The organism is Roseovarius roseus, from assembly GCF_043355935.2.
Classification (GTDB): Bacteria; Pseudomonadota; Alphaproteobacteria; order Rhodobacterales; family Rhodobacteraceae; genus Roseovarius; species Roseovarius roseus.
Genome location: NZ_JBHFPE020000008.1, coordinates 1 through 26,931, shown reverse-complemented (window position 1 = coordinate 26,931; position 26,931 = coordinate 1). Strand labels below are relative to the sequence as shown.

Sequence of the window (26,931 nt, the reverse complement as noted above, 5' to 3'; positions counted from 1 at the left end):
GGAAGGTAAATAAATATTCCACAGATGCAATCATTGCATCTTCTGGGGAGGTGCGACGATGCTCGACGATATCTATGCCAGGGTCCAGCCCGGTCCGCCGCGCCCCAGTAAAATAATTGAACCGCGCGTATTCTCGATGCCGCCGGGCACCGAACGCTATGTCGTCGAGGGCAGCGGCGCCATTCTGATTCGCATCGAGGCGGGCGACCGGTTCACGATCACCAATGACGAGGGCGGCCAGCCTTGCGAGGTCGTCGCGGCGGATGAGAACGGGGTGATCGACCCCGGCATCATCGGCGGCGCGCCCAATAGCGATGCGGCGGGGCTGAAGGCATTGCTGAGCGTCAGCGACCGATCGCTGCGGGGGCTGCGCATGGGGCTGGAGGCGCGCGGGCTGGATCTGTCCAAGGCGCGCGCGCATCGGTTCTGGGATGCAGGGACTCCGGCCAAGGCCACTCAGGACTTCGCGGTAGAGCGGGACGGCGTGCTGATCATCGCGGCGCCGGGCGATGCCATGGACCTTGAAGCGCAGGATACGGTGACGCCGCTGACCGTGATGGTCCACCGCGCCGTGATCAAGCGCCACGCCAAATTCGAGTTGCCGGACCCGCTGGCCGAGCCGCTGCAAAGCATCCGGGTGCACAGCGCCACCGCCGAGGCCTATTTCGTCAAGGCGGGTGACTACATCCAGATCCAGGATGTCGACGGGCGCCAATGCACGGATTTCGAGTGTTTCTCGGCCTCGAAGCTGGACAAGGGGATCGAGCACGCGCTGGACGTGACTACCACGCGCACCTTGATGAGCCATGCCTACCCGATGCCGGGGCTGCACGCGAAATATTACGATCAGGAAATGCTGCCGCTGGTCGAGGTGGTGCAGGATACCTGCGGGCGGCACGATGCCTTCGCGCTGGCCTGCTCGGCCAAGTATTACGACGATATCGGCTATCCGGGCCACGTGAACTGCTCGGACAATTTCAACCGCGTGCTGGCGCGCTACAATGTCGGCGGGCGGCCCGGCTGGATGGCCATCAACTTCTTTTTCAACACCAGCATCGACGATCACGGCGTCATGTATACCGACGAGCCGTGGTCGCGCCCCGGTGATTACGTGCTCTTGCGCGCGCTGACCGATCTGGTCTGCGTCAGTTCGGCCTGCCCGGATGACACCAGTGCCGCCAATGGCTGGAACCCCACCGATATTCACATCCGCACCTATAGCGGCACCGAGAAATTCAGCCGGTCGGTAGCCTACCGTCCGACACCCGATTCAGAGGCGAAAATGACCAAAGAAACCGGATTCCACGACAATTTCGCCAAGCTGACGCGCAATTTCATCGAGTACAACGGCTATTGGCTGGCCGAACATTATGCCGAGACGGGCCCGATCGAGGAATACTGGGCCTGCCGCAAGGCCTGCGCGATCATGGATCTCAGCCCCTTGCGCAAGTTCGAGATCACCGGCCCGGATGCCGAGGCCCTCTGCCAATATGTCTTTACCCGCAACATGAAGACGCTGGCCGTGGGCGGCGTGGTCTATACCGCAATGTGCTACGAGCATGGCGGGATGATCGACGATGGCACCGTGTTCCGGCTGGGGCAGGACAATTTCCGCTGGATCGGCGGCACGGATTACGGCGGCGAATGGATCCGCGAGCAGGCCGAGAAGCTGGGCCTGAAGGTGCTGGTGCGCTCTTCCACCGACCAGTTGCAGAACGTCGCCGTTCAGGGGCCGAACAGCCGCGATGTCCTTCGCAAGCTGGTCTGGACCGCGCCGCATAATCCCGAGTTCGATCAGCTGGGCTGGTTCCGCTTTACCCCCGCGCGCCTCCATAACGAGACCGGCACGGCGTTCGTGGTCAGCCGAACCGGCTATACCGGCGAGCTCGGCTACGAGGTGATGTGCCACCCCAAGGATTGTGACGAGATCTTCAAGGCGATCTGGGATGCGGGCCAGGAATTCGGGCTGAAGCCGATGGGCCTCTCGGCGCTGGACATGGTGCGCATCGAGGCTGGGCTGATCTTTGCGGGCTATGATTTCTCCGACCAGACCGATCCGTTCGAGGCGGGCATCGGCTTTACCGTGCCGCTCAAGTCGAAAGAGGATGATTTCATCGGGCGCGACGCGCTGATCCGCCGCAAGGAGCATCCGGTGCGCAAGATGGTTGGCCTTGAGATCGACAGCAAGGTGCAGGTAAGCCATGGCGACTGCATCCATATCGGCCGCGCGCAGATCGGCGAGGTGACATCCTCGATGATTTCGCCGCTGCTGGGCAAGAACATCGCGCTGGCGCGCCTGGACGTGACCCATGCGGACTTCGGGACCGAGGTCGAAGTCGGCAAACTTGACGGACATCAAAAACGTCTGCCCGCAACCGTGGTACCCTTCGCGGCATACGATCCCAAGAAAGAGCGTCCACGATCATGACCGAGACAGTGCTGGACAAGCTGGGCGGCGAGGCCGCATTGAAACGCCTTGTCGAGCATTTCTACGATCTGGTCGAGGCGCGCCCTGAAGGCGCGCAGATCGTGCGCCTGCATATGGATGGCCACGGCATTGCCGCCACGCGGGCTGAGCAGTTCAACTTTCTCTGCGGGTTCTTTGGCGGGCGGCAGTATTACAAAGAACTGCACGGCCACATGAACGTGAAGCTGATCCACGAACATATCCCCATCACCGCCGAGGATGCTGAAAACTGGCTGGCCCTGATGGACCGCGCGCTGGCCGATCTGGGCCATTCCGGCGCGCATGTCGAGCGCATCCGCGCGACGTTGCGGCGCGTGGCGCTGATCCTTGTCAATGACGGCAACGTGGTAGGCGAGCACAGCGCGCGGCTCTCAGCTCTCTAGCGCCGCCGCTCTCAGCCCATCATATAACGCAGCGGAATTGCGCAGCGCGGTCGGCACATGCGCCTCGCTGTCGGCGGCGAATTGATCGGCGGCCGCAACGCTGCCCAGCCACGCGATCGCAGCGGCGCGGTTTCCGGGGTCCTTCATCCAGAAGCTGCAGAGATCGTCGGTGATTTCGGGATGGAACTGCATGCCCCAGGCGCGGCGCCCGACGCGGATGGCCTGCACCCGACAATAATCATTCTCGGCCAGAACGGCGGTATCGCCGGGCAGGCGCGTGGCCTCGACGCCGTGCCATTGCATCACACGCAATCCCGCATCCGCCACGGCGGGCAGCCGCGACAGAACCGGATCGGCCCGGCCCATCGCGGTCAGTTTCATCGGCATCACGCCGACTTCGGGAACCGCCATCTTGCCGCAGGCGCCGCCCATCGCCTCGACCAGCAGCTGGTGGCCCAGGCAGACGCCAAGATAAGGCCGCCCGCCGCGGACCCAATCCGCGATGGCACGCTTTTCCGGAACCAACCAGCGATGCGCGTCTTCTTCCCAGACATCCATCGGCCCGCCCATCACCAGCATCGCATCGAAAGGGGCGAAGCCCGGTATGGCCTCGCCCCGATAAAGATGCACGACATGCGGCTCGTCGCCTGCCGCCATGATGTGATCGGCGAAAGCGGCGGGATGCTCGCCCTCGGTGTGCTGGAGGATCAGGACACGCATTGGGGCCCTGATCCAACGGCGTCGCAGACGTCAGTTCTGAAGGTAGACTTCAAGACTGTCATCCATCGCGTCTTTCCAGGGCGTATGGTGCTTGGGCGCCATGGTGCCGGTCATCACCGACTTGTAGCTGTTGTTGCGGAAGGTCATGATGTCCTGCTTCTTGTGACCTTTCCACTCCTTGAACGCCTTGCAGGCACCCTCGACGTCGAAGCTGGGGTAATCTGTCTCGGCAATCAGCTCCTTGATGTAGTCGCCCTGATACCAGATGGCGTCGTAGTCATCCTCGCCCGCATCCTCGCGTTTGACGCGGTCGGCGACATCGGCCTCCATTTCGGATTTTCCGGGGATCGCGATCTTGCCCATGATCGCGTCTCGCACCCACCAAGCCTGCGCATCGAACATGTTGAAGGTGAACCACTGGTCCTGCATGCCCAGATAGAACATCGACGGGTCATGCACCCATGCGACGCCCTTGTAGAGATCTGCAGTGGCAAGGCGGTTGACCGTGCGCAGGCGCAGCGCGTCCTCCATGAAGGGGAAGTGGTGCTGATACCCGGTGCAAAGCAGGATCGCGTCCACATCTTTGGTGGTGCCGTCCTTGAAATGCGCGGTCTTGCCATCGACATGGGTCAGCAGCGGCACTTCCTGCCAGTTATCCGGCCATTTATAGCCCATTGCAGCGGTGCGGTGGCTGACCGTGACGGATTTGCAGCCGTATTTCCAGCACTGGCTGCCGATATCCTCGGCCGAATAGGAGGTGCCGATGATCAGGATGTCCTGATCCTTGAACTCGACCGCATCGCGGAAATCATGGGCATGCAGGATGCGGCCCGGAAACTTGTCGAAGCCCTTGAATTCGGGCACGTTCGGCGTGCTGAAATGGCCGGTCGCGCAGATGACGTGATCGAATTCCTCGGTGTATTCGTGATCCTTGGGCAGGTCGCAGACGGTGACGTGGAACTTGCCGTCTTTCTTCTCGACATGGCGCACGGTGGTTTCGAACCGGATCCAATCGCGCACCCCCGCCTTTTTCACGCGGCCTTCGATATAGTCGAAAAGGACCGCGCGGGGCGGATAGCTGGCGATCTGTTTGCCGAAATGCTCTTCAAAGGAATAGTCAGCGAATTCCAGACCCTCCTTGGGACCGTTCGACCAAAGGTAGCGATACATCGAGCCGTGCACCGGCTCGCCATATTGGTCCACGCCGGTCCGCCACGTATAGTTCCACAGCCCGCCCCAATTGTCCTGCTTTTCAAAGCAGACGATCTCGGGGATCTCCTCGCCCTTGGCCTGCGCGGACTGAAATGCACGCAGCTGTGCAAGGCCCGAGGGACCGGCGCCGAGGATTGCGATACGTTTTTTCATGGAAGTCTCCCGTTGGTTCAAACCGGTTTTATTGTTGGTTCATTTGGTATGGACCAATTCAATCGGCGGCATCCTCAGGAGTCAAGAAAATTGGGTCATTTCCGGGTGGTTTCGATGAGCCTGCCTAGCCCTCTTGCAAGAGCTGGCGCTGCTCCTCGATCAGGTGCAGCTTGATGAACTCGACGGCGGCATCGGTGTCGCGCGCGGCAATGGCGTTGAAGAGGCTGTTGTAGCGCTTTTGATACTGCTCGATCCGCGCGGGGGTCAGGTGGCGGCGCAGTTGCGCGGTGCGGAAACTCTGGCGGCAGGCATCCAGCACCAGATCGTAGCAACCCGCGATCAGCGGATTTCCCGTGCCGGCCGCGATCTTGCGGTAGAACGCCTCTTCATGGCGCACGAAGGCGCCCGCATCGGTGTGCACCGCCTCGATATCGCTTAGGATTTCGCCCAAGGCCTCGATATCGCGGGGCGGCATGTTGACCACGGCTAGGCGCACCATGTCCGGCTCGAGGATGCCGCGGATCACCTGCAGATCCAGCGGGCTGGAGGACGCGGCGATTTCGCTATGCGAGGCGGCGGGCGCCCCGCCGGTCTGCGGGTTGACGAAACTGCCGCTGCCCGCGCGGCGGCGGATGAGGCCGTGGCTCTCCAGCACTTCCAGCGCCTCGCGCACGGTGTTGCGGGCGACGCCCAGATCTGACGACAGCATCCGCTCGGAGGGCAGGCGTTCGTCCACCGCGTATTCGCCGCTGCGGATGCGCCCGAAGAGCGTATCGACAACGGTCTGGACCGTCGCGCTCATCTGGGTCTGGGTCTGGGCGGTGAAGGCGGGTGTGAGTTGCGCCAGCGACATGAGGGTTTCCTTTTCCGTCGGTCGACCCCAGTTTACACAATGCACTGCGCACGCAAACGGCGAATTTGCGACGCGCGCTCAATCAAAGGAGCCTGAGATGAAAACCGAAGACACCGAAAGCGGCCCGGTCGAGCTGTGGACCCCCAAGGAAATTGCGGATGCGCGCGACGATCTCGTGCTGATAGATGTGCGCACCCCGCAGGAACATGCGCTGGAGCGGATCAGTGGTGCGATGCTGATGGCGCTGCAGGAGTTTCGCCCGGCCTGCCTGCCGGATCAGAAATCCAAGCGGATCGTTCTCCATTGCGGCTCGGGCGTCCGCTCGGGCAAGGCGGCGCAGCAATGCCTCGCCGCCGGGTTCGACCGCATCGCGCATATGGAGGGTGGCCTTGCCGCGTGGAAAGAAGCGGGGTTGGAATATATCGGCACCGACATGGCTTCGGGTGCGCCCAAGAAGATGCGCAAGGACGATTGACTCAAGGGTCGCGCCCGGATGGACGCAACCTTTTGCCGCGCTACGGCATTGTCATCGCAGGAGGACCATCATGCGAAAGACCATTTTTATTGCAGCGGCAGCGATGCTGTCGATCATGCCCCTTTCCGCAATGGCGGGAAATTCCAAGGGTTGCCCGCCGGGCCTCGCCAAGAAGCAGAACGGCTGTCTGCCACCTGGGCAGGCCAAGAAGATCCATGGGCGCGGCGACTATCTGTCGGGTGATTATGTCCTTATCCGTAATCCGGGGCGCTACGGTCTGGACCGCGATGAGACCTATTACCGGATGGGCGACAAGGTCTATCGCGTCGACCGCGACACCAAGGAAATTCTGGATCTGATCGGAGCCGTAAGTGCCATTTTGAACTGAGGTTCAACCCGCCCGTGGGCCGTGGTCATCGGGTGGGCACCATAGCGGATCAATGCAAAAAAGGGCAGGCCGTTTGGCCTGCCCTTAACTCTGTCCGGTGCGCCCGGGATCAGATGTCGATCGTGTTCTCGCGCTCCCAGCGCGAGAAATGCGAGACGAACTGGTTCCACTCGTCGCGCTTCATCTTGAGGAAGGCGGCCGAGAATTCCTCGCCCATCGACGCTTTCAGCTCCTTGTCGCTGTCATAGGCGCGCATCGCATCCAGCATGTTCAGCGGCAGCTTGGGCGCGCCTTTGACCTTGTGGCCTTCGGCATACATGTCGATGTCGTGGCGCTTGCCCGGCTCTGCCTTGGTGCGCACGCCCGAAAGGCCCGCCGCGATGATCACCGCCTGCAAGAGGTAGGGGTTCACCGCGCCGTCGGGCAGGCGCAACTCAAACCGGCCGGGGCCGGGGACGCGCACCATATGCGTGCGGTTGTTGCCCGTCCAGGTGACCGAGTTGGGCGCCCAAGTCGCGCCTGACGTGGTGCGCGGCGCGTTGATCCGCTTGTAGCTGTTGACGGTCGGGTTGGTGATCGCCGCCAGCGCGCTCGCGTGCTTCATGATACCGCCAAGGAAATGCTTGCCCTGCTCCGATAGGCCCAGCTCGCCGGTGGGGCTGTCGGTCTTTTCGGCGGCAAAGACGTTCTTCTTGGACTTCTTGCCAGGCGCATCCCAGACCGAGATATGCGCGTGGCAGCCATTTCCGGTGAGGCCCGGAATGGGCTTGGGCATGAAAGTGGCGCGCATGCCGTGCTTTTCGGCAACCGTCTTGGTCATGAACTTGAAGAAGCTGTGCTTGTCCGCCGTGGCCAGCGCGTCGTCGAAATCCCAGTTCATTTCCCACTGGCCATTGGCATCCTCGTGGTCGGACTGGTAGGGGTTCCAGCCCAGCTCCAGCATGTAGTCGCTGATCTCGCGGACCACCTCGTAGCTGCGCATCATTGCCTGCTGGTCATAGCAAGGCTTGCCTGCCGTATCGAGATCGTCGGAAATCTGCGTGCCCTCGGGCGTCAGCAGGAAGAACTCGGCCTCGATGCCGGTCTTGACATGCATGCCCTCCTCGGCTGCCTCGGCGATCAGGCGGCGCAGCACGTTGCGCGGGGCCTGGGCCACGTCCTGCCCCTCCATCACGCAGTTCGAGGCGACCCAGGCGATCTCGGGCTTCCACGGCAGCTGAATGACCGATGAGGGGTCCGGCACGGCCAGCATGTCGGGATGGGCGGGCGTCAGATCAAGATAGGTGGCAAAGCCGGCAAAGCCCGCGCCATCCTCCTGCATGTCCGCGATGGCGCGTGCGGGGACCAGCTTGGCGCGCTGGGCGCCGAAGAGGTCGGTGAAGCTGATCATGAAGTATTTGACGCCATTGTCCTTTGCGAACTTGGCCAGATCGGTAGTCATGTTTTTGTGTCCCTGTTGTTTCGTTTGCGGGAGGCTAAAAGCAAAAAAGGCGCGGCACAATCTGTGCCGCGCCCCTTGCGCCTCGGGTCAGTAGCTGGAGCCCGGCTTGCCCGGATACCAGTTGGTTCCGGCCAGCGGGATCTTGGCCATTGCGGCCGCTTCCATGGTCAACGCGCACAGATCCTCGGGCTCGAGGTTGTGCAGGTGGTTCTTGCCGCAGGCGCGCGCAATGGTCTGCGCCTCGAGGGCCATCACCTTGAGGTAGTTGTTCAGGCGGCGCCCGCCCTCGATGGGGTCAAAGCGCTTCATCAGCTCGGGGTCCTGCGTGGTGATGCCCGCCGGGTCGCGGCCCTCGTGCCAGTCATCATAGGCGCCTGCGGTGGTGCCCAGCGCATTATACTCCGCCTCCCAGCGCGGGTCGTTGTCGCCGAGCGCAATGAGCGCGGCGGTGCCGATGGCAACCGCGTCGGCGCCCAGCGCCAGCGCCTTGGCCGTGTCCGCGCCGCCGCGAATGCCGCCCGAGACGATCAGCTGCACCTCGCGGTGCATGTCCATGTCCTGCAGTGCGCGCACCGCCTCGCCGATGCAGGCGAGGATGGGTTGGCCGACATGCTCGATGAAAACATCCTGCGTTGCCGCCGTGCCGCCCTGCATGCCGTCCAGAACGACAACATCCGCGCCGGCCTTGATCGCCAGCGTGGTGTCGAAATAGGGCCGCGCGCCGCCGATCTTGACGTAGATCGGCTTCTCCCATGCGGTGATCTCGCGCAGCTCGAGGATCTTGATCTCCAGATCGTCGGGGCCCGTCCAGTCGGGATGGCGGCAGGCGCTGCGCTGGTCGATGCCCTTGGGCAGGTTGCGCATCTGCGCGACGCGGTCGCTGATTTTCTGGCCCAGCAGCATGCCGCCGCCGCCCGGCTTGGCGCCCTGGCCGACGACGATCTCGATGGCGTCACAGCGGCGCAGATCATCGGGATTCATGCCGTAGCGCGAGGGCAGGTATTGATAGACCAGCGTCTTGGAGTGTCCGCGCTCTTCCTCGGTCATGCCGCCGTCACCGGTGGTGGTCGAGGTGCCGGCCATGGTCGCGCCGCGTCCCAGCGCCTCCTTGGCGGGGCCCGAAAGCGCGCCAAAGGACATGCCTGCGATGGTGATGGGAATATCCAGCTCGATCGGCTTCTTGGCAAATCGGGTGCCAAGCGTGACCTTGGTCTCGCATTTTTCGCGGTAGCCTTCGAGCGGGTAGCGCGAGATGGAGGCGCCCAGGAACAGCAGATCATCGAAATGCGGCAGCTTGCGCTTGGAGCCGCCGCCGCGAATGTCATAGATGCCGGTGGCCGCGGCGCGGCGGATTTCGGCATTGGTCGGGTTCGAGAAGGTGGCCGACTGGATGGGTACGGTGCGCGGTGCGTGCTTGGCGTCGTCTTTCATGTCTGCCCCCTCAATATGCGTTGTCGATGTTGAAATTATAGAGCTTGCGGGCCGAGCCGTAGCGCTTGAACTCTTCGGGCTTGGCGTCGCATTCGCCGCGCTCCAGCAGATCCTTGAGGATCTCGATATGCTCGGGGCGCATCTCCTTTTCGATGCAATCGGCGCCCAGCGACTTGACCTTGCCGCGCACGAACAGGCGCGCCTCGTAGATGCTGTCGCCGAGCGCGTCGCCGGCATCGCCGCAGACCACCAGATTGCCGGTTTGCGCCATGAAAGCACTCATGTGGCCGACATTGCCATGCACGATGATGTCCGCGCCCTTCATCGAGATGCCGCAGCGCGAGCTGGCGTTGCCCTTGATCACGAGCGTGCCGCCATGGGCGGTGGCGCCGGCATACTGGCTGGCGTCGCCGTCGATGATGACCGTGCCACTTATCATGTTCTCGGCCACGCCAGGTCCGGCCGAGCCATGCACGCGGATCGTCGCCTGCTTGTTCATCCCGGCGCAGTAGTATCCGGTCGAGCCCTTGACGATCACCTCGATTGGCGCGTCGAGGCCGACGGCAATGGCATGGCTGCCCTTGGCGTTGACGATTTCCCAGGCGGTCTGGTTGGTGTCCTGGGATTGCGCCTGGAGGGCCGCGTTCAGATTGCGCAGACCCTGCGCTTCGAGGTCGAATGTTTGCATTTACGCGGCCTTCTCGGTTGCGGTGGGTGGGGCGTTGTGGCTCCAGAAATAGACGGTCGACGGCTCGGGTTCCCACACGCGGGCATGCTCGATGCCGGGCAGGTTCACCAGCGCGCGATATTCCGAGCCGAAGGCCACATATTGATCCGTCTCGGCCATCACGGCGGGCTTGCATGCGATCGGATCCCGCACCACGCCAAAGCCGTCCTTGGTGCCGACGACGAAGGTGAAGAAGCCGTCAAGATCGTCGAGGCTGGATTCCAGCGCCTCGCCCAGCGTCGCGCCGTTCTGCATCTTCCACGTCAGATAGGCCGCGCCTACCTCAGTGTCGTTCTCGGTCTCGATATGCACGCCCGCCTTGCGCAGCTTGCGGCGCAGGCTGGCATGGTTCGACAGCGAGCCATTGTGCACCAGGCACTGGTCGCGGCCGGTGTTGAACGGGTGCGCGCCCATCGTGGTCACGGCGGACTCCGTCGCCATGCGGGTGTGGCCGATGCCGTGGCTGCCCGTCATCGACGAAATGTCGAACCGGGCCGCGACATTCTTGGGCAGACCGACTTCCTTGTAGATCTCCAGCTTTTCGCCCGTGCTCATGATGCGCACGTCGGGGCGAATATCGGCCAGCACGGTGCGCGCGGCCGCGGCCCATGCGGTGTCGATCTCGATCACGGCATGCGTGTCCTTGACGCGCATCGTGACGTCGCCGCCCAGTGCCTTCTGCATGTCCTTGTCCAGATTGGCGAAATCGCGGTCGGGCGTGTCCGACTGCACGGTCAGCTTGACCTTGCCGGGATTGTCGCTGCCGTAGATGGCAATGCCCGCGCTATCGGGGCCACGGTCCGTCATGGTGATCAGCATGTCCGTCAGCATCTGCCCAAGCTTCGGCTCGAGCGACGTGTCCTTGAGAAAAAGTCCTACAATCCCGCACATGAGTTGCGATCCTTCTATGATGTCGATTCTGAAGCTAGCACCAAAGATCGGTCCGCTCAACTAACAAGAAACAAATTTTCATATAAGGCAAAAGAGGGCGCGCCTTGGCGCGCCCCCGGTCTCAGGCCCGTCCATCAAGGCAGGATCAGTAGCGTTCGAGGGCGCGGGCGATCTGGTCCCTGTCTCCCATCTTGCGCGCCTTCTCCAGATGCGCCTTTTCGCGCTGATACTGGATCAGGTGCCAGCCCACCCAGAACACGACGCCGATGACGACCATCAGCACCTCCGAGCCCTGGAAAGGGTAGACGGGGCCGACATTGGCCAGATCGACGGCCCAGTTATTATATCCGATCGTTGACATGGTATGCGCTCCTTATGCTCTGAGTTTGGCGGCAAGGTGCGCCTTGTCCGCTTCGATGATGTTCGCCTTGGCGGCCTCGTAGGTGTCATGATCCGCGAAATCGAGACCTTGCAGTTCGACCTCTTCGGGGATGCGCAGAACGCCCAGCATGCTCTGGATCTTGGCCACGCCATATCCCGGCGCAAAGCCGAGGACGAAGAACATGATCACCGCACCGATGGTCTGGCCCAGCGGGTTGACCGTGGCAAAGCCCTCATATGGCGAGGACGGCGCCCCCCACAGCAGGAAGCCGGCAAGGATCAGCCCGACAACGCCCGCATACCCATGGACGGCCACCGCGCCGACCGCGTCGTCCAGCTTGAACGTGCGCTCGACCCATTGGTGCAGGTTGTAGACGATGAAGACGCCGACAGCCGCGACCAGCATCGCCTGGATCGGATGGTAGAGATCATTGCCCGCAGAGGCAGTGATGATGCCCGCGAGGCCCCCTGAAAAGGTCCAGAACGCATCGCCCTTGGACACGAGATAGGCCGCCATCAGACCGCCCGAAAGCGACATCAGGAAGTTGAACGTGATCGCCGAAAGCGAGGTGGGCGCGAGGTAGATGTTGGTCGCGGTCCAAGTGACGCCGGTGATCTGCCCGCCGATCGCCTCGGGCGAGATCAGTGGCACGTTGCACGCCGCGTAAAAGCCCCAGAAGCCGGTGTAGATCAGGAAGATGCCGATGGTCAGCAGCCAAGGGTTATGCGGCGGGATATCGCGCGGGGTGCCATCGCTTGAAAACTTGCCAATGCGTGGCCCCAGCACCATGATCACGCCCAGCGCATAGCCGCCCGCGATGGCGTGGATCACGCCCGACGCATAGGCATCATGGTAGCCGAGATATTTGACCATCCAGCCCGCATAGTGCCAGCCCCAGGCCGCGTCGATGATCCAGAAGACCGACCCGATCAGAACCGCATGGACCCACAGCGCCGAGGACCGGATTCGCTCGATCACCGAGCCGGAGACGATCGACGCCGCCGTCCAGGAGAAGAGCAGGAACGCCGCCCAGAAGACGCCGGTGATGCGATCCTCGAGGTTGGTGGCCATGTTCTGCGACCAGGGGGCGTTGCCCGCGCCCGCATCCCAGTCGATGCTGCCGCCAAAGATGTAGAAATTGGGAAAGGCCCAGTAGATCCACCAGCCAAAGAAGAAGAACGTGACCGTCACCAGCGGGATGATCATGATGTTCTTCATCAGCGTGTGCATGTGGTTGCGCCGCCTGCTGGCGCCCACCTCGTACATGCAAAAACCAACATGGATGAGGAACATGAACACGACCGTGACCCAGTAATAGAACTCGGTAAAGATCGTGGTTAGTGCATTGAGATTGCCGTCCACTGTCTGGTCTCCCTGTCATTTTTGCCCGGGCTGTTACGCCGCCCGTCAGAAATTTTCTAACACAAGATGATTAATGCGAGTAATAAAATTTCACCGCCGCGCTCGGTTTGAGTGCGGCGGTGGCGGTAAAGCTTAAGATTTCAGCAGGATGTGCGGCCCTAAAGGTGGAACACCTGATTGGCGATGATTACCACGACCACACCCGCGGCCAGCGTGATGTAAGGCAGCATGCCCGCCTTGCGCTGACTGAGGTCGGTATTGCCGCCCACTGACAGATCCTCCAGCATCTTGGCCGGAAATACGCCCTTGTCGGTGACGTAATGGCGATACCAGAAGACGGGCAGGATCAACGCGATGGCAATGATGGCCGAGCGCAGCGTGCCCTCGCCCCAGACATTCGCGCCCGCGCCCAGCAGCATTGCGTTGACGAAGGCCAGGATGCCGCCGATCCAGAGCATGATGGTGGGGGCCTTCCAGGGACGGTGGACATCGGCGTTGTCGATCCGGTGCAGCCATCCTGAATGCAGGTTGAGGAAGTTGAACACCAGGTAGCAGCAGTTCGAGACTGCGAGGACAAAGAGGTAATCCGACATCAGCAGAAGGATCAGGTTGAAGCCCAGATCCGTCCACATGCCCGTGACCGGCGCGCCATGCTCGTTCGTGCGCGACAGGTATTTGGGCAGCCAGCCATCGACCGAGCCCTGATAGAGCGTGCGCGACGAGCCTGCCATCGACGTCATGATCGCCAGCGTCAGCGCCAGGAACAGCATGACCACCATGATCTTGGCGATAATGCTGCCGCCGCCCACCATGCCCGCCATCGCACCTGCCACGGCCGAGCCGTCGACGATGCCCGGCTCCAGCATACCGTCCACGCCGAGGACGCCTTGGAAGCTGAGCGGAACCAGCGTGTAGACCACGACGCAGATGACGCCCGCCGCGATGATCGCCCGCACAGTGTCGCGCTGCGGATCCTTGAACTCGCTGGTATAGCAGATCGCGGTTTCAAACGCGTAGGCGGACCATGCCGCGATGAAGAGGCCACCAAGGAAGAGCGTCGTGCCCTCGATGTTCCACTCACCCGAGATGGGTACGAGAGGCAGCAGGTTTTCCGCCAGAACATCGCCGGTCAGCAGCGGCACGATACCCACGATCAGCAGCGGGATCAGAACCGCGAGGCCGATGATCGTCTGCAACTTGGCCGCGGCGGAAATGCCCTTGTGCTGCGCGATGAAGACGCAGAGCAGGATGGCTGAGCCGACGATCGAGACCGCATTGATGCGCAGCGTCAGCCCCGCATTCAGGAAATCGAGGTTCAGCAGCGTGATCTCCCACGCGTTGATCGACGATTCGGCGCCAAAGAGCGATGTCAGCACGTATCCCGCCGCCAATCCGCCCCCGATGGCCAGAACGGGCGTCCAGGCCAGCCAGTTGCACCAGACCGACAGGGGCGCGATGATCTTGGAGTAGCGCACCCATGCGGCGGCACCATAGATGGATGCACCGCCCGACTTGTTGGGAAAAAGGCCCGCGATCTCGGCGTAGACGAAGGCCTGAAGGAAGCCGAAGCTGACCGATAGCATCCAGATCACCCATGACGGGTTGCCGATGGTGGCGGCGATTCCCCCGATCGAGAACAGCACCAGCGCGGGCACGCCCGATGCCATCCAGAATGCGTCTTTCCAGCCGATAGCCCTTTGCAGGCTACCTCCGCCGCTCTCGCCCGGTGTTGCCATTTGAGTTTCCTCCCACTGTAGTTATTTTTTGTGCAGGGCGGTCATTGCCCATCAGGAATATTTATTTCCTGCGACATTCAGTCGCGCTTTTTCCCCCGTGTCAATCGGCGGATCGGCTGTATTGCGCAAAAATTGCCTGTGAGGAAATATTATTGCATGCCATTCTTGCTTTTTGAACGCGGCTGAGGCTCAATGCCTCGACGAATTCTGACTTATCGCAACAGGGGGCCATCACATGGCAATTATCTGGAGACATTCCGCACTGGCACACCGCCACGCCGAGATCGGCGGCGAGCTTGAGGACTGGAACGGCATGGGCACCGCGTGGTTCTACGACCACAGCGAAGAGCGCGGCCAGGCCGATTACGAGCGGGTGCGCACCAAGGCGGGACTCATGGATGTGTCGGGCCTGAAAAAGGTTCACCTGACCGGGCCGGACGCCGCCTATGTCATCGACCGCACCACCACCCGCAATGTCGAAAAGCTGATGCCGGGCCGCGCGGTCTATGCCGCGATGCTGAACGACCGCGGCATGTTCATCGACGATTGCGTGATCTACCGTTTGTCGGTCAACACTTGGATGGTCGTGCATGGCACCGGCGCGGGCATGGAATCGATGACCGCCGCCGCCGCCGCCAAGAATGTCGCGATCACCTTCGACGACGATCTGCACGATATCTCGCTGCAGGGTCCGGTTTCGGTCGACTTTCTGGAAAAGCACGTGCCGGGCATTCGTGATCTGGCCTATTTCGGCATCATGCAGACCAAGCTCTTTGGCTGCCCCGTGATGATCTCGCGCACCGGCTATACCGGCGAGCGCGGCTACGAGATCTTTTGCCAGAAAAAGCACGTGGTCGAAATCTGGGATCAGATCCTCGACAAGGGCAAGGATATGGGCATCGGCCCGGTGCAGTTCAGCACGCTGGACCGTCTGCGCACCGAATCCTACCTGCTCTTCTTTCCCGGCGACAACTCCGAGACCTATCCGCATGAGAACGGCGACCCCGCCGGTGACACCCTGTGGGAACTGGGCCTTGAATTCGTCGTCTCGCCCGGCAAGATCGGTTTTGTCGGCGCCGAGAACCACTACGCCCTCAAGGGCCGCGAGCGGTTCAAGATCTACGGCGTCAAGCTGGAGGGCGACGTGCCCGCCGATGAGGGCGCCGACCTCTTGCAGGACGGCAAGAAGGTCGGCACTGTGACCTATGGTATGGTTTCGCACGTCAACAAGCATAACGTCGGCATCGCCCGCATGCCCGTGGACGCGGCCAAACCCGGAACCAAGCTGACTGTCCGCAACGGCGATGGCACCGAAATCCCCGCCGTCGCCGCCGAGATGCCCTTCTACGACAAGGACAAGAAGATCCGCACGGCGAAGGGCTGACATATGATTTTGCCTGCGGCGGGGATCGCCCTGCCGCAGGCCACAAACAAAAGACCAACAGGAGACGATGGCGCACATGTCGAAGTTTGAATTCCCCCCCTCAATCAAGAGCCGCCCGGTCTGGGGCAGCCTCGAGGCGCGCGCGGGCAAGCATCATCTGATGATCGTCGATGGCGAGGGCGCCGAGGCCATTCTGGACATCGCCACACCCGAGCTGATGGCCAAAGCCCATATTATCTACATCCCGAAGGGCACAGATTACGAGCAAAAGCTGCGCGATCTGGGCCCCGATATTCTCCACATCGCGCCCAGCTATGAGGCGTCCCTGCCGCGCATCCGCCGTATCCTGCAGGATGCACATATGGGCCTGCAGATATATCTGGCCGGCACCGAGGGGCTGATGGGGCAGGCGATGCAGGAGGCGACGCAGGCCGGCATCCCGCACACCGCCATCCAGACCGAACATCGCGGATCGACCTCGCGCCGCATGCAGTGCGTGCATTGCAAAGGCATCACTGAGGATGTCGAGGTGGACCCGTTCACCTGCTCGCATTGCGGGCTGACCCTGTTCGTGCGCGATCACTACTCGCGCCGCCTTGCCGCCTATCAGGGCGTCTGCGTCGATGCCGAGGATCCGGGCAACATTCCTGAACAAAAGGGGATTTACGAATGAGCGGAGCCACCAAGATCAAAGTGCGCGTGACCGAAATCGTCCCGCTGAACGAGCTGGTGACGCGCTTCAAGTTCGAGCCGGTGGATGGCGGGCTATTGCCCACCTTCTCGGGCGGGGCGCATACGGTGATCGAGATGAAGGACGGGGACCGCACGCGCCTCAATCCCTATTCCCTGATGTCCGATCCGGCCGACCGCGGCGCCTACACCATTTCCGTGCGCCGTGATGACGAGGGCAGGGGTGGATCGCTCTTCCTGCACCAAAAGGTCAAGGTCGGCGATGAGATGGTTCTGTCGAACCCCGTCAATCTCTTCAGCCTCGATCTGCGCGCAAAGAAACACCTGATGATCGCGGGAGGCATCGGCATCACGCCGTTCCTCGCCCAGATCAAGCAGCTGGACCGCAGCCATGGCAATTGGGAGCTGCATTATTCGGTGCGCAGCGAGGATCTGGCCAGCTACGCCAAGGAACTGACCTCCGAGCATCCCAATGACGTGCATATCTATCACGACGACCAGAACCAGCGCATCGACCTTGAACACCTGCTGGATGGCCAGCCCCTTGGCACGCATATCTATATCTGCGGGCCCAAGGGCATGATCGATTGGGTGCGCGGCACCGCCAAGGAACTCGGCTGGCCCCGCGAGGCGGTGCATTACGAGGAATTTCTGGCGCCCAAGCCCGGCAAACCCTTCGAGGTCAAGCTGGCCGTCAGCAACAAGGTGATCGAGGTTGGCGAGCATGAGAGCCTCCTGGAGGCGATCGAGCGGGCAGGGGTGGATGCACCCTACCTCTGCCGCGGCGGCGCTTGCGGTCAATGCGAGACGAACGTGATCGAGAAGGATGGCGAGATCATCCACCGCGACCACTGGCTCGAGCCAGAAGAACATGCCTCGGGCGAGAAGATCATGCCTTGCGTCAGCCGTTTCGAGGGCAAGACGCTGGTGCTGGACCGATAGGGGGACCACGACATGACGATGCAATTCAACGACGAGACGTTCCGCGACGACTACTCGTTTCACAACTCGGCTTGGGCGATAAAACGCTTTCCGTTCCCGTTCGACAAGGACGACTACATGTACTCCGTCAACATGGAGCCGCATGCGGGCGGGCGCGAGGGATCGGTTTTCGACAACCGCTTTGACGTGGACGAGCATTACGTGGCCGAGATGCGCGACCGCGCCATCGTGCTGGATCAGGATCCGCTACGCTGCCAGTCGCTGCCGCATATGACGCTGGCGGGCTGGGATCTGCTGGAGCTGATTATGGTCGCCAAGTCCGAGGATTACCCGGACATGTTCCAGTTGCACCGCGATGGCGACAAGTGGCGCTGGATCAACAAGCCGCTGGGGATCGACGACACGTTCACTTTCCTTGACGACACGACGCTGCCTTACGGGCCGATGGAGTATATCACCCGCCAGACCCAAGGGGATTTCGCCGTGCTGGACCAGCGCGACGACAACCTGTGGATGGATGCCGGGATGGTGACGACGCAGGCCGATTGGAGCCTTGATTTCGATATCGGCATGAATTTCTTTGAATGGCACGCGCCGGTGCCGCTGGCGCATGAAAAGGGCATCTTTGTCCGCGCGCTGAAATTCCTGCTGAACATCCAGCAAGGCAGCCCCGCGCGGCGGCTCAACTGGACGATGACGGTCAATCCGCTGCTCGATACCAGCCCCGAGAATTACCACAAATGGGGCGTACAAAAGACCACGCTGACGCCTGAGAATATTGGCGCGAAACAGCATCTGCGGGTCGAGCTTCAGACCTTCTTCCGCCTGCCGCGCTCGAACGCGCTAGTCTTTCCGATCCGGTGCTATCTGTGTGCGTTTCAGGACGTGGTGAGCGTGCCGAAATGGGGCCGGCGCCTGCATCGCGTCATTCGCGACCTGCCCGAGGAGCTTTTGGACTACAAAGGCTTCAAGGCGAACCACCAGCTGATGCTGGACTACCTGTCGCAATATGATGACGGGCTGCCGACCTCGCCGGGCATCTGGCCGGATTTGGAAACAGAGCCGCCGCTGCAGAAATGATCGGATGAGGCGCCCCTTGCGGGCGCCTCACGCATTCTGCGGATAGCTGATGATCGAAAGGTACTTGCAGGGCAGCGTTACCAGCCGCTCGGGCCCGTGCGGCGCGTCGGCGTCAAAGAAGAGCGTGTCGCCGGGGCGCAATGTCACGACATCGTCGCCATGGCGGTAGTCCACTTCGCCTTCCAGCATATAGATCGTCTCGATCCCGCCATGCTGAAACGTGGGGAAAACGTCCGACTCGGTGCTGAGGGTGATCAGATACGGCTCCACGATCACGCCTGATCCGTTCGATCCGATATGGCCCAGGAGGTTGTATTGATGCCCCGCGCGCGTGCCCGCACGCTCGATCTCGACACCCTCGCCGGATTTGCAGTGCACGTATTCGCGCGCCTCCTCGAAGCGGCGGAAGAACCCGGTGATCGGCACGCGCAGCGCATTGGCCAGCGTCTGCAGCGTGGTCAGCGAGGGCGAGGTATTGCCATTCTCGATCTTGGAGAGCATGCCGATGCTGAGGCCGGTCTTGGCTGCCAGCTCGGCCACGGTGATTTCCTGCTTGCGCCGATGCGCGCGCAACTCTCGGCCGATCGCGATTTCCAGAACGTTTTCACGGTCTTCACGCTGGGGGCGGTGCGGGTCCTGGGTCAGACGGGCGGCCTCGCCGCGTGTCAGTCGTTCGATGGTCATCATGTATCCTGCTTACCGGGCCGCGCTGTGACCCTGTCATCGCATACATGCGCAATTTTTCCTCACAGGACAAGAAATATAACATGAGGGTGAAATTCGCGCGGCGGGATGGCAACATGAACGCGCCCCTGTCGCCGGAAAAAGCTTGACCTAAGGTAAGGCGGTGCGAGGATAAGAAAGGATCCGGCGACATCGATCGCGGCGCAGACCTTCTCGGACGTTCCGGCACCGGTACATACGGGCCCCACACAGCGATCCGCATATGGACGCGACAACCGGGAGTTTACCATGACAAGACCGCAAACGGCCATTCTGGCCGCCCTGATCGCATGCACACCCATCGCCGCCTTGGCCGAGGACAGCGCCGACCCCATCGTCATTCCGATCAACAACTGGTCGTCCCAGATCGTGATGTCCAACGTGATGGGCCAAATCTTTGAATCCATGGGCAACAACGTCGAATACGTGACCGTTGACGCACAAGCGGTCTACGAGTCGATCCGTCTGGGCGATGTGTCGCTGCAGATGGAGGTGTGGGAAGGCACGCACAAGCTGTCCCTTGAGGCCGCGCTTGAGAAGGGCGGCATCATCGACGTGGGTGATCATGCCGCCGTGACGCGTGAGGACTGGTGGTATCCGATGTGGACCAAGGAAGCCTGCCCCGGCCTGCCAGACTGGGAGGCGCTGAATGCCTGTGCCGCTGTCTTTGCCACGCCCGAGACGGGGGACAAGGGAAGGTATCTTGACGGGCCGGCCGATTGGAACAAGCACGCGAACGAGCGCGTCGCGGCCCTGGATATGGATTTCACAGTCATCAACGCGGGCTCTGCCGCGGCGCTTTGGGCCGAGATCGGCTCGGCCGAGGCGGAAAAGCGGCCGATCGTCCTGTTCAACTGGACGCCGAACTTTGCGGAGGCGGTCTGGCCGGGCGAATTCGTCGCCTTCCCCGAGGCCGAGCCGGGCTGTGACACTGACCCGGCCGTCGGCCCCAACCCCGATGCGCTCTATGATTGCGGTAACCCTGCCGACGGGTATCTCAAGAAAGCGGCGTGGGACGGTATGCCCGAGAAATGGCCAGCTGCCTATGACGTGCTGACCAAGGCAAGCTTTACGAACGCGCAGATTGCCGACATGGCCCGCCTTGTCGATGTCGAAGATCTCGAGCCTGACGAGGCTGCGAGTGAATGGCTCGACGCGAACCGCGACGTCTGGGAGGGCTGGATCGAGTGATCCGACCGATGAAGGCTTGGCGCTTGTCCCTGCCTGTATCTCCGCGGCAGGGATGAGCGCCGATTATCGTGCTTCAATATTGGGCGCTTCCGCGATGAAGCGTCGGCGTTTCCGTGAAAGGCCAAGAAAAAAACTTGACCCACAGTGAAGACCTGCGAGGATGAAGAACGATCCGGCGGCATCGACCGTGGCATAGACCTTATCGGACATCTCGGCATCGACACAGTCGGGCCTGAAACAGCGGCACCAGAACAGACCGCGACAACCGGGAGTTACCCATGAAGAAAACACAAACGGCCATTCTGGCCGCATTGACCGCATTTGCGCCCGTGGCGTCATTGGCTCAGGATAGCAGCGACCCCATCGTCATCCCCATCCATAACTGGTCTTCGCAGATCGTGATGTCCAACGTCGTCGGCCAGATCCTGGAAGAGCAGGGGGCCTATGTCGAATACGTCACCACCGACAGCCAAGCGGTCTACGAGTCGATCCGCCTGGGCGATGTCACGCTGGAAATGGAAGTGTGGGAGGGCGCGTTCGGCGCCTCGTTCCGCGCGGCCATGGACAAGGGCGGCATCGTTGATGTCGGCGATCACGACGCCGTCACCCGCGAGGATTGGTGGTATCCGATGTGGACCAAGGAGGCCTGCCCGGGCCTGCCCAGCTGGGAGGCCCTGAACGACTGCGCCGAGGTCTTTGCCACCGTCGAGACTGGCGACAAGGGCCGTTACCTCGATGGCCCGGTCGACTGGCTCAAGCACGGCAAGGAGCGGGTCGAGGCGCTGGACATGAACTTTACCGTGATCAATGCCGGCTCTGCCGCTGCCCTCTGGGCCGAAATCGGTGCCGCCGAGGCCGGGAAGAAGCCGATCGTTGTCTTTAACTGGACACCCAACTTTGCCGAGGCCGTCTGGCCGGGCGAGTTCGTCGAGTTCCCCGAGTGGGAGGATGGCTGCGACACCGATCCGGCGGTCGGCCCGAATCCCGATGCGCTTTATGACTGCGGCAACCCTGCCGACGGCTATCTGAAAAAGGCCGCATGGGAAGGCATGGAAGAGAAGTGGCCCGCCGCCTATGCCACGCTCGAGAAGATCTCCTTTACCAACCCGCAGATCGCCGAGATGGCCAAGCTGGTCGATGTGGAGGAGATGGAGCCCGAGGAGGCCGCGGCCGAGTGGCTGGATGCGAACGAGGACGTGTGGAAGGGTTGGATCAACTGATCCTGCCGATCTGACGATCTCAATGCCCGGCCCCGCCCGCATGACGCTGGACGGGGCCGATTTGCCTTATTCAGGATGGAACATGGATCAGCAAACCCCCGTCATCTCGTGCCGCAACGTGTGGAAAATCTTTGGCAAGGACCCCGAGACATATCTTGCCACCATGCCCGCCGGTCGCGGCTTCGAGGAAATCCGCGCCGATGGCTACATCGCGGGCGTCAAGGATGTCAGCATCGATGTGAACCGCGGCGAGATGCTGGTGATAATGGGGCTCTCGGGATCGGGCAAATCCACGCTGGTGCGCTGCTTCAGCCGCCTGCACGACATCACCGGCGGGACCATCACGGTCGAGGGGCAGGACGTGATGAAGCTGAGCGAGCGCGAGCTGATCGAGCTGCGCCGGTCCAAGATGGGCATGGTGTTCCAGTCCTTCGGTCTTTTGCCGCACCGCACCGTGCTGGAGAACGTTGCGTTTCCGCTGGAAATGCGCGGGCAGGACCGCCACCAGCGGCGCGAGCGCGCAATGGAGGTGATCAAGCTGGTCGGGCTGGAGGGCCGCGAGGATTACTTCCCCCGCGAGCTTTCGGGCGGGCAGCAGCAGCGCGTCGGCATCGCGCGCAGCCTCGCCATCGAGCCGGATATCTGGTTTCTGGATGAGCCGTTCTCGGCGCTCGATCCGCTGATCCGGCGCGAGATGCAGGACGAATTTCTGCGCCTTCAGGCCTTGCTGCACAAGACGATCGTGTTCATCACCCATGATTTCGACGAGGCCCTGCGCCTTGCCGACCGCATCGCCATCATGAAGGACGGCGCGGTCGAGCAATGCGACACCCCCGATCAGATCGTGCTGCACCCGGCCACTGAATATGTGCGCAAATTCACCGAAGATATCGACAAATCGCGCGTCGTCCATGCCAGCGTTTTGGCCAAGCCGGGCGTGACCGGCACGGGCGCGCCGGTGGATGCGGCGATGACGGTGCACCAGATGGCGAAACTTTTGGTGCAGGACACGCGCGAGGCGATCCCGGTTGAGCGCGATGGCAAGGCGCTGGGCGCGTTCCGGCGCACCGAGGCGCTGGAAATCCTTGTGGGGCCGAACTGATGGTGGCGACGGCGACAAATAGCGCGCCGCGCGCCCCGCTGACCCGCCCACGTGCGGCGCTGATCTTGGTGGGTGTGGCTATCCTGCTGACCTTGCTGCAATATTCTGGCCTCTTGCCCGCCGCGCTGCACCGCCTGCCCGAGGCATGGATACCGCCCTTTGCCGCGTGGCTGGATGCGGCGTTCAACTTCATCAAGGATGATCTGGGTCTGCTGGCGCTGACGCGGTTCCTGACCGAGGGGTTGGAATGGCTGTTGAACATCACGGCCAATCTTTTCTTCGGCCAGCGCCGATGGCCCTATCTAGGGCCCATTCCTTGGACGGCGATTGCCGCGGTTGCCGCCGTGCTGGGCTACTATCTAGGCGGCTGGCGCATGGCGTTGCTGGGCGGGGGCGTATTTGTCTGGACTGCGCTGATCGGCCAATGGGAGATTGCCATGCAGACCGTCTCGGTGCTGGTCGTGGCCGCGCCGCTGGCCTTCATCATCGGCCTCACGTTAGGGATCATGGCATGGCGCTATGCCTGGATCGACCGCGCGATCAAGCCTGTGCTCTCGGTGCTTCAGACGCTGCCCTTCTTCACCTATCTTCTGCCGGCGGTCATCTTCTTCAAGGTGGGGCCGACGGCGGGCGCGGTGGCAACGACGATCTATGCCATCCCCCCGATGATCCTGATGACGACGCTGGGCCTTCAGAAAGTCTCGCATGAGGTGGTCGAGGCAGGCCATATGAGCGGCTGCACGCGCTGGCAACTCCTGCGCCATGTCTACCTGCCCTCGGCCCGGACCGAGATCCTGGTCGGCGTCAATCAGGTCATCATGCTCAGCCTCGCAATGGTCGTTCTGACCGCCTTTATCGGGATGCCCGGCCTCGGGGCCAAGCTGCTGGCGATGATGGGCAGTTTCAAGCTGGGCCGCAGCTTCGAGATCGGCGTGACCATCGTCCTGATTGCCGTCATGCTGGACCGCATGTCCAAGGCCTGGGTGGTCAAGCAGCCCGAGCATTTCGAGCGCGGCACCCCCTGGTGGAAGCGTCATGTTCTTTTGCTGACGGCCATCGGCGCCTTTGCGTTCTTCTGCGTGCTGGGCCAGTTCGTCGAGGTGGCCACTGATATCGGACGCAGGCAGAATTTCAGCCAAGGCAAGGAAATCGACGAGCTGATGAAGAATTTCCTGGCCCTTGGCTGGGTCAACGCGATCACCGATGGCATTCGGTACTTCCTGAATGTTCAGGTGCTGATCCCCTTCCGCAACTTCCTGCTCAGCATTCCGACGCCCGCCTTCATCCTGATCATCACGGCCTTCGCGCTGTGGCTGGGTGGGCGGCGTCAGGCGTGGCTGGCGGCGCTGTTCTTTGGCCTTGTGGCGCTGTCGGGGTGGTGGGACCGGTCGGTCATCACGCTCTACTCCGTCATCTCGGCGGTGGCATTGGCGATGCTTTTCGGCCTTCCCTTGGGCATCGCTGCGGCACGCAGCGACAAGTGGTCCCGCCGGGTCCTGCTGGCCTGCGATACGGCGCAGACCTTTCCCAGCTTCATCTATCTGATCCCAGCCATCATGCTCTTTGGCATTACCGATGTCGCGGTCATCTTCTCGATCCTGATCTTCGCCATGGTGCCGCTGACGCGCTACACTATCGAGGGGCTGCGCACAGTCCCCGAAGAGATGCTGGAGGCGGCGGACATGTCGGGGGCGACGCGCCGGCAAAAGCTGTGGAAGGTGCAACTGCCTCTGGCCCTTCCGACAATGGCCGTCGGGTTCAATCAAGCCATCATGTTCGCCTTCTTCATGGTCATCATCGCGGCCTTCATCGGCACGCAGGATTTGGGGCAGGAACTACAGCGCACGCTGGCGGGCACGGATATGGGCAAGAACTTCGTCCTCGGCATCTGCGTGTCGCTGATGGCCCTGACCTTCGATCTGACGATCCTTAAGTGGGCGACCGATCAGAAGCGTGCGCTGGGCCTCGGCGAATAGACCGGCATCGGCTACGCGGCCCCGTTGCAAACGGGCGATCTCGCGCCGCCGGGCGGCTCGAAGCAAAAGGAAAGAAGGGGATGGTGCTGTGAGAGAGGATTGAATTCTATCCTAAGTAAATAAAAACAATAAGTTAGATGTCTTATTGTAACCGTGTAACCAACCTAAAAATGGACCAAATGACGTAGCGACAGTATTGATCTATAGTCCTTCATCCTGCCGCTCGTCTTCGCCGCTCTTGATGATGCGCATGTCATCCGCCGGATAGGGTCGCAACAATTCGTGCGCGTCTTCGACGCTGCCATTTAGCCATTGCTCATAATCACAAGGCCGCAAGATGACCGGCATACGGTCCGGATGCACGGGCTTTACCAGCTCATTCGCCGTGGTGGTGATCATCGTATAGGTTTCGCACTCATCCTGACCTTCTGGCCCATCAAAGCTTGAACGCGTCCACATGCCTGCAAAAGCGAATGGCGGGCGAGGCCCGTCGCCGCGTAGGCCGAACCAGTAGTAGGTCGCGGGCGATCTACCTTTGGCCTCGCAAAAAGAGGCGCCTGGTAACAGGCAGCGGCGTTTGTGAAAGCTTTCCCTCCACAGGCCAACAGACCGCACCTTGTCGTCACGCGCATTGTTCCATGCGGCGGGCTGCAAGGTCTTGCCTGTTTTCTTGCTGACCTTCGTCGTGCGAAAGCCCCAGGACAGGCTCACCAGCTCGCGAGCGCCATTTTTATCTAGCCTGACGACATGGCCATAATATTTGGGCCAGATCGCGGTCAGTGGTTCGGCGTTGCCCAAATGGTTGTCACCAGGCGCGACTTTGAACAGGCTGCGCATAGCTTCCACGGCGGTCGTGTTGGAATAGAGGTTACACATCCGTTCAGGATCCCTGAATCTAGCGGTCGGTCAAGGCACGACCCGGGTGCAGGCGTCCTAATTGGACCACTTGGACCAGGCGAGCTGTTCTTGACGCCAGAGGTTTATAAGATGTCGACTGGTCCGACTGGTCCGACTGGTCCGACTGGTCCGACTGGTCCGACTGGCATGTCTTTCGTTTCATCTCCCAAGCAACCCCAAACACAGCGTCGCTATAAATATGACATGCAGCGCGTGCTGCGTCACATGATGAGAGAGAGAGCGATGCCCAAGAAACCGCATGAAGATACGAAGCTCGCAAAATATGTAGAGCGCCGGGTGCTTGAACTGAAGTCGAGGAAGTCCCAGTTGCAGATCGCAAACGAGGCAGGCTTTCACAATCCGAATATGGTGAGCATGATAAAGAGCGGATCCAGTAAGCTGGCGCTCGACCGTGCGCCGTCGATGGCCCGTGCATTGGAGTGTGATCCGGGCTACCTGATGAGGCTGGCTCTCGACCAAGCGGTCGGCGATACGTCTGCCGCAGCGCTCATCGAAATTTTCGGCACCCCGGTCACGGCCAATGAGCTCGCTTGGCTTCAAGAGCTTCGCGACGCATCAGGCGATAGCGATCCTCGAATGACCACACGAGGTCGCTCTGCCATCCGCGCGATATTTGGAAAATGACCGCGCTGTGAGTTGGACAATATGACAGTGAGCTACCCCCCGAAATTCGGACACTGACATAAGCTACGATTTGCAGTCTGCTGATCTTCGACGAGAAGGAGATCAGAGATGTCGAAACGGAAGCAGCACGCGCCTGAGTTCAAGGCGAAGGTCGCGCTGGAAGCCCTGAAGGGGGAGGAGACGGCCGCCGAGCTGGCAAGCCGGTTTGGGGTTCATCCGACGATGATCCATCAATGGAAGCGAGCCCTGCTCGAAGGTGCGTCCGGCGTGTTCGAGCGCGGGAGCCGCAAGAAACCTGAGATTGACGAGGAGCAGGTGAAGGAACTCCACGCCAAAATCGGGGAGCTGGCGGTGGCCAACTCTTTTTTGGAACGAAAGCTGAAGCCTTGGGGCGGGAAGTGAGGCGCGGCATGATGGAGCCCGACCACCCAGATCTGTCCATTGGGCAGCAGTGCAAGCT

The 26,931-nt window shown here is 61.6% G+C and carries 26 protein-coding genes; 14 read left to right on the top strand and 12 right to left on the bottom strand.

The window, feature by feature from the left end; all coding sequences use genetic code 11:
* The first annotated feature begins 58 nt into the window (after positions 1-58).
* Positions 59-2,428, top strand: a complete 2,370-nt coding sequence (locus ACEWPL_RS12940) for a trimethylamine N-oxide demethylase (RefSeq protein WP_393931144.1) — start codon at positions 59-61, stop codon at positions 2,426-2,428.
* Positions 2,425-2,850 (top strand): group II truncated hemoglobin, encoded by a 426-nt coding sequence (locus ACEWPL_RS12935; protein ID WP_393931146.1) that lies wholly within the window; start codon positions 2,425-2,427, stop codon positions 2,848-2,850. Before ACEWPL_RS12940 ends, ACEWPL_RS12935 begins: the two co-directional genes overlap by 4 nt.
* On the opposite strand, the gene ACEWPL_RS12930 is transcribed toward ACEWPL_RS12935, so the two are convergent.
* From ACEWPL_RS12930 to ACEWPL_RS12920, 3 genes are all read right to left on the bottom strand, one after another.
* The gene (locus tag ACEWPL_RS12930) at positions 2,839-3,570 is read right to left on the bottom strand and encodes a type 1 glutamine amidotransferase (protein ID WP_393931148.1); all 732 of its coding nucleotides are present in this window, start codon (positions 3,568-3,570) and stop codon (positions 2,839-2,841) included. The genes ACEWPL_RS12935 and ACEWPL_RS12930 overlap by 12 nt on opposite strands.
* Positions 3,571-3,600: 30 nt before the next feature.
* Positions 3,601-4,935, bottom strand: coding sequence for an NAD(P)-binding domain-containing protein (locus ACEWPL_RS12925; RefSeq protein WP_393931150.1), 1,335 nt, complete (start codon positions 4,933-4,935; stop codon positions 3,601-3,603).
* Positions 4,936-5,059: 124 nt separating this feature from the next.
* A complete protein-coding gene (locus ACEWPL_RS12920) occupies positions 5,060-5,788 on the bottom strand; it encodes a FadR/GntR family transcriptional regulator (protein ID WP_393931152.1) in 729 nt (242 codons plus the stop codon).
* Between the two features lie 97 nt (positions 5,789-5,885).
* Here ACEWPL_RS12920 and ACEWPL_RS12915 point away from each other — a divergent pair, with 97 nt between their 5' ends.
* The gene (locus tag ACEWPL_RS12915) at positions 5,886-6,263 is read left to right on the top strand and encodes a rhodanese-like domain-containing protein (RefSeq protein WP_393931154.1); all 378 of its coding nucleotides are present in this window, start codon (positions 5,886-5,888) and stop codon (positions 6,261-6,263) included.
* A gap of 70 nt (positions 6,264-6,333) precedes the next feature.
* A complete protein-coding gene (locus ACEWPL_RS12910) occupies positions 6,334-6,651 on the top strand; it encodes an excinuclease ABC subunit A (protein WP_393931156.1) in 318 nt (105 codons plus the stop codon).
* 109 nt (positions 6,652-6,760) lie between these two features.
* Here the strand turns inward: ACEWPL_RS12910 and glnT are convergent, their stop codons facing one another.
* The 7 genes from glnT to ACEWPL_RS12875 form a co-directional block, all read right to left on the bottom strand.
* Entirely contained in the window at positions 6,761-8,092 is a 1,332-nt protein-coding gene (gene glnT / locus ACEWPL_RS12905; protein WP_393931158.1) for a type III glutamate--ammonia ligase, read from the bottom strand.
* 87 nt (positions 8,093-8,179) lie between these two features.
* Positions 8,180-9,523 carry an FMN-binding glutamate synthase family protein gene (locus ACEWPL_RS12900; RefSeq protein ID WP_393931160.1) on the bottom strand — a complete coding sequence of 448 codons (1,344 nt, stop codon included), beginning with the start codon at positions 9,521-9,523 and terminating at the stop codon, positions 8,180-8,182.
* A gap of 10 nt (positions 9,524-9,533) precedes the next feature.
* Positions 9,534-10,211 (bottom strand): GltB/FmdC/FwdC-like GXGXG domain-containing protein, encoded by a 678-nt coding sequence (locus ACEWPL_RS12895; protein ID WP_393931162.1) that lies wholly within the window; start codon positions 10,209-10,211, stop codon positions 9,534-9,536.
* Positions 10,212-11,141, bottom strand: a complete 930-nt coding sequence (locus ACEWPL_RS12890) for a class II glutamine amidotransferase (RefSeq protein WP_393931164.1) — start codon at positions 11,139-11,141, stop codon at positions 10,212-10,214.
* Between the two features lie 145 nt (positions 11,142-11,286).
* Complete coding sequence (locus tag ACEWPL_RS12885) at positions 11,287-11,502, bottom strand: hypothetical protein (protein ID WP_393931166.1); 216 nt, start codon at positions 11,500-11,502, stop codon at positions 11,287-11,289.
* 12 nt (positions 11,503-11,514) lie between these two features.
* Positions 11,515-12,885, bottom strand: coding sequence for an ammonium transporter (locus ACEWPL_RS12880; RefSeq protein ID WP_393931168.1), 1,371 nt, complete (start codon positions 12,883-12,885; stop codon positions 11,515-11,517).
* A gap of 158 nt (positions 12,886-13,043) precedes the next feature.
* Positions 13,044-14,621 (bottom strand): trimethylamine N-oxide permease, encoded by a 1,578-nt coding sequence (locus ACEWPL_RS12875; RefSeq protein ID WP_393931170.1) that lies wholly within the window; start codon positions 14,619-14,621, stop codon positions 13,044-13,046.
* A 235-nt stretch (positions 14,622-14,856) separates the two neighbouring features.
* Here ACEWPL_RS12875 and ACEWPL_RS12870 point away from each other — a divergent pair, with 235 nt between their 5' ends.
* The 4 genes from ACEWPL_RS12870 to ACEWPL_RS12855 all read left to right on the top strand — a co-directional run bounded on the left by ACEWPL_RS12870 (position 14,857) and on the right by ACEWPL_RS12855 (position 18,717).
* Positions 14,857-16,005 (top strand): aminomethyl transferase family protein, encoded by a 1,149-nt coding sequence (locus ACEWPL_RS12870; RefSeq protein ID WP_393931172.1) that lies wholly within the window; start codon positions 14,857-14,859, stop codon positions 16,003-16,005.
* Positions 16,006-16,081: 76 nt separating this feature from the next.
* A complete protein-coding gene (locus ACEWPL_RS12865) occupies positions 16,082-16,678 on the top strand; it encodes a dimethylamine monooxygenase subunit DmmA family protein (protein ID WP_393931173.1) in 597 nt (198 codons plus the stop codon).
* Positions 16,675-17,637 carry a PDR/VanB family oxidoreductase gene (locus ACEWPL_RS12860; protein ID WP_393931175.1) on the top strand — a complete coding sequence of 321 codons (963 nt, stop codon included), beginning with the start codon at positions 16,675-16,677 and terminating at the stop codon, positions 17,635-17,637. The genes ACEWPL_RS12865 and ACEWPL_RS12860 overlap by 4 nt, the downstream gene beginning before the upstream one ends.
* Positions 17,638-17,649: 12 nt before the next feature.
* Positions 17,650-18,717, top strand: a complete 1,068-nt coding sequence (locus ACEWPL_RS12855; RefSeq protein ID WP_393931177.1) for a heme-dependent oxidative N-demethylase family protein — start codon at positions 17,650-17,652, stop codon at positions 18,715-18,717.
* 27 nt (positions 18,718-18,744) lie between these two features.
* Here ACEWPL_RS12855 and ACEWPL_RS12850 read toward each other — a convergent pair whose 3' ends face one another.
* Positions 18,745-19,401 (bottom strand): helix-turn-helix domain-containing protein, encoded by a 657-nt coding sequence (locus ACEWPL_RS12850; protein WP_393931201.1) that lies wholly within the window; start codon positions 19,399-19,401, stop codon positions 18,745-18,747.
* Between the two features lie 288 nt (positions 19,402-19,689).
* On the opposite strand from ACEWPL_RS12850, the gene ACEWPL_RS12845 reads away from it, so the two are divergent.
* The 4 genes from ACEWPL_RS12845 to ACEWPL_RS12830 all read left to right on the top strand — a co-directional run bounded on the left by ACEWPL_RS12845 (position 19,690) and on the right by ACEWPL_RS12830 (position 24,929).
* The gene (locus ACEWPL_RS12845) at positions 19,690-20,631 is read left to right on the top strand and encodes an ABC transporter substrate-binding protein (protein WP_393931179.1); all 942 of its coding nucleotides are present in this window, start codon (positions 19,690-19,692) and stop codon (positions 20,629-20,631) included.
* A 278-nt stretch (positions 20,632-20,909) separates the two neighbouring features.
* Positions 20,910-21,851: an ABC transporter substrate-binding protein gene (locus tag ACEWPL_RS12840; RefSeq protein ID WP_393931181.1), complete on the top strand. Its 942-nt coding sequence runs from the start codon at positions 20,910-20,912 to the stop codon at positions 21,849-21,851.
* Positions 21,852-21,933: 82 nt separating this feature from the next.
* On the top strand, positions 21,934-22,953 hold the full coding sequence (locus ACEWPL_RS12835; RefSeq protein ID WP_393931183.1) for a quaternary amine ABC transporter ATP-binding protein: 1,020 nt from the start codon (positions 21,934-21,936) through the stop codon (positions 22,951-22,953).
* Positions 22,953-24,929, top strand: a complete 1,977-nt coding sequence (locus ACEWPL_RS12830) for an ABC transporter permease (protein ID WP_393931185.1) — start codon at positions 22,953-22,955, stop codon at positions 24,927-24,929. Before ACEWPL_RS12835 ends, ACEWPL_RS12830 begins: the two co-directional genes overlap by 1 nt.
* A gap of 201 nt (positions 24,930-25,130) precedes the next feature.
* Here ACEWPL_RS12830 and ACEWPL_RS12825 read toward each other — a convergent pair whose 3' ends face one another.
* Positions 25,131-25,805 (bottom strand): SOS response-associated peptidase, encoded by a 675-nt coding sequence (locus tag ACEWPL_RS12825; protein WP_393931187.1) that lies wholly within the window; start codon positions 25,803-25,805, stop codon positions 25,131-25,133.
* Between the two features lie 264 nt (positions 25,806-26,069).
* Between ACEWPL_RS12825 and ACEWPL_RS12820 the strand changes: the two genes are divergently transcribed.
* Positions 26,070-26,471: an XRE family transcriptional regulator gene (locus ACEWPL_RS12820; RefSeq protein WP_393931189.1), complete on the top strand. Its 402-nt coding sequence runs from the start codon at positions 26,070-26,072 to the stop codon at positions 26,469-26,471.
* A 108-nt stretch (positions 26,472-26,579) separates the two neighbouring features.
* Positions 26,580-26,873, top strand: coding sequence for an IS3 family transposase (locus tag ACEWPL_RS12815; protein WP_028095443.1), 294 nt, complete (start codon positions 26,580-26,582; stop codon positions 26,871-26,873).
* Positions 26,874-26,931: the final 58 nt, after the last annotated feature.